This window comes from Cobetia sp. MMG027 (genome assembly GCF_027947415.1).
In the GTDB taxonomy this organism is placed as follows: Bacteria; Pseudomonadota; Gammaproteobacteria; order Pseudomonadales; family Halomonadaceae; genus Cobetia; species Cobetia marina.
On the sequence record NZ_JAQJIO010000027.1, the window covers coordinates 1 to 713 of the forward strand.

The following is a 713-nucleotide window of genomic DNA, read 5'->3' on the forward strand; positions in this document are numbered from 1 at the left end:
GCAAACCCCTTGGGTGTTATATGGTCAAGCCTCACGGGCAATTAGTACTGGTTAGCTCAACACATTGCTGTGCTTCCACACCCAGCCTATCAACCTTGTAGTCTTCAAGGGCCCTTCAGGAGGCGCAAGGCCTCAGGGAAGTCTCATCTTGAAGGGGGCTTCCCGCTTAGATGCTTTCAGCGGTTATCCCGTCCGAACGTAGCTACCGGGCAATGCCATTGGCATGACAACCCGAACACCAGAGGTTCGTCCACTCCGGTCCTCTCGTACTAGGAGCAGCTCTTCTCAAACTTCCGACGCCCACGGCAGATAGGGACCGAACTGTCTCACGACGTTCTAAACCCAGCTCGCGTACCACTTTAAATGGCGAACAGCCATACCCTTGGGACCGACTTCAGCCCCAGGATGTGATGAGCCGACATCGAGGTGCCAAACACCGCCGTCGATGTGAACTCTTGGGCGGTATCAGCCTGTTATCCCCGGAGTACCTTTTATCCGTTGAGCGATGGCCCTTCCATACAGAACCACCGGATCACTAGAACCTACTTTCGTACCTGCTCGACGTGTCTGTCTCGCAGTCAAGCACCCTTATGCTCTTGCACTCAATGCACGATTTCCAACCGTGCTGAGGGTACCTTCGTGCTCCTCCGTTACTCTTTAGGAGGAGACCGCCCCAGTCAAACTACCCACCATACACTGTCCTCGATCCGGAT

At 54.7% G+C, this 713-nt stretch carries 1 rRNA gene; it reads right to left on the minus strand.

From position 1 onward, the window contains the following. Positions 1-20: 20 nt before the first annotated feature. Positions 21-713: ribosomal RNA gene (locus tag PJK54_RS17705) — 23S ribosomal RNA — on the minus strand; the annotation flags it as partial.